The sequence below is a fragment of the Pauljensenia sp. C0170B5 genome, from assembly GCF_056590195.1.
The window spans coordinates 1-2671 of sequence record NZ_JBWPVR010000021.1; the positions used below are offsets into that span (position 1 = coordinate 1).

Annotated in this window: 1 rRNA gene; it reads right to left on the reverse strand. The window is 55.2% G+C overall.

The features are described from left to right. Window positions 1–5: 5 nt before the first annotated feature. Window positions 6–2671 (reverse strand): 23S ribosomal RNA (locus tag AC1EJZ_RS11160); the annotation flags it as partial.

Below are 2671 nucleotides of genomic sequence, written 5' to 3' on the forward strand. Positions count from 1 at the left end.
GAGTGTTGGTTTAGAATCGGCCCATTAGTACCAGTCGGCTCACAACACCTCACAATGCTTCCACCTCTGGCCTATCAACCCAGTCATCTACTGGGGACCTCCCACCCCCCAAAAAGAGGGGCACGGAAACCTCATCTCGAAGAAAGCTTCCCGCTTAGATGCTTTCAGCGGTTATCCCAACCGAACGTAGCCAACCAGCAATGCACCTGGCAGTACAACTGGCACACCAGAGGTTCGTCCATCCCGGTCCTCTCGTACTAGGGACGGGCCTTCATCAAGTTTCCAACGCGCGCAGCGGATAGGGACCGAACTGTCTCACGACGTTCTAAACCCAGCTCGCGTACCGCTTTAATGGGCGAACAGCCCAACCCTTGGGACCAACTCCAGCCCCAGGATGCGACGAGCCGACATCGAGGTGCCAAACCATGCCGTCGATATGGACTCTTGGGCAAGATCAGCCTGTTATCCCCGGGGTACCTTTTATCCGTTGAGCGACCACGCTTCCACAAGCCATGGCCGGATCACTAGTTCCTACTTTCGTACCTGCTCCACCCGTCAGTGTCACAGTCAAGCCCTCTTGTGCACTTACACTCACCACCTGATCACCAACCAGGCTGAGAGAACCTTTGAGCGCCTCCGTTACCCTTTAGGAGGCAACCGCCCCAGTTAAACTACCCACCAGGCACTGTCCCCAAACCCGATCAGGGCTCCAAGTTAGATGCATACTTGAACCAGAATGGTATTTCACCAACGACTCCACCACACCTAGCGGCACGGCATCACAGTCTCCCACCTATCCTACACAAGCACAAACACACACCAATACCAAGCTATAGTAAAGGTCCCGGGGTCTTTCCGTCCTGCTGCGCGAAACGAGCATCTTTACTCGTACTGCAATTTCACCGAGATCACGGTCGAGACAGCGGAGAAGTCGTTACGCCATTCGTGCAGGTCGGAACTTACCCGACAAGGAATTTCGCTACCTTAGGATGGTTATAGTTACCACCGCCGTTTACTGGGGCTTAAATTCAAACCTTCACCACAAAAAAGCAGTTAAGTCGTCCTCTTAACCTTCCAGCACCGGGCAGGCGTCAGTGCGTATACAGCGCCTTACGGCTTAGCACACACCTATGTTTTTAATAAACAGTCGCTTCTCCCAATTCTCTGCGACCCCAACCAGCACCACCCACGCACAGCAGGCACACCAGCAGGGCCCCCCTTATCCCAAAGTTACGGGGGCAATTTGCCGAATTCCTTAACCATGATTCACTCGCACGCCTCGGTATACTCTACCTGACCACCAGAGTCGGTTTAGGGTACGGGCGCTCATCTTCCTCACATCCAGGCTTTTCTCGGCAGTACAGGATCACCACTAGCCACCCCAACAGGCAGCCCCATCAGCCCTCACCCACGCGATCAAACGCAGCTTCCCGGATTTCACCCAAGAAACAGGCCACAACCTTAGACACACATAACCACCAGTGTGCAGCAACTACCTCCCTGCGTCACCCCAATGCTCACCACACACCCCACACCACACACAGCCACACTCAGCATCATCCCGAAAGACAACACCACGCACGGCAAGCACACGACGCGAAAGCATGCAGCGTCAGACGGAAAACAAACGGTACCAGAATATCAACTGGTCACCCATCGACTACGCCTGTCGGCCTCGCCTTAGGACCCGACTAACCCAGGGCGGACAAACCTGCCCCTGGAACCCTTAGTCAATCAGCGCGTAGGATTCTCACCCACGAAACGCTACTCATGCCTGCATTCTCACTCCCACCCCGTCCACCACCCATCACCAGGCAGCTTCACCCAGAGCAGGACGCTCCCCTACCCAAAAACAAAAAGTTATTGCCACGGCTTCGGCGGCACGCTTAAGCCCCGCTACATTATCGGCGCACAACCACTCGACCAGTGAGCTATTACGCACTCTTTCAAGGATGGCTGCTTCTAAGCCAACCTCCTGGCTGTCAACGCGACTCCACATCCTTTCCCACTCAGCGCACGCTTAGGGGCCTTAGCCGATGATCTGGGCTGTTTCCCTCTCGACCACGAAGCTTATCCCCCGCAGTCTCACTGCCACACCCACTTGAAATGGCATTCGGAGTTTAGCTGACGTCAGTAACCAACACGGCCCATCAACCAACCAGTAGCTCTACCTCCACCAAGCCCAGTGTGACGCTGCACCTAAATGCATTTCGGGGAGAACCAGCTATCACGGAGTTTGATTGGCCTTTCACCCCTACCCACAGTTCATCCCCCAGGTTTTCAACCCTGGTGGGTACGGGCCTCCACCACGTCTTACCATAGCTTCACCCTGACCATAGGTAGATCACCCCGCTTCGGGTCCACAACACGCGACACACGCCCAAAATTAAGACTCGCTTTCGCTACGCATCCCCCACACGGGTTAAGCACGCCACGCATCACTGACTCGCAGGCTCATTCTTCAAAAGGCACGCCATCACCCAACAAAAGCAGGCTCTGACGGCTTACAGGCACCCGGTTTCAGGCACTATTTCACTCCCCTCCCGGGGTACTTTTCACCATTCCCTCACGGTACTATGCACTATCGGTCACCAAAAAGTATTCAGGCTTACCAGGTGGTCCTGGCAGATTCACACGAGATTCCACGAGCCCCGCACTACTCGGGCACCCC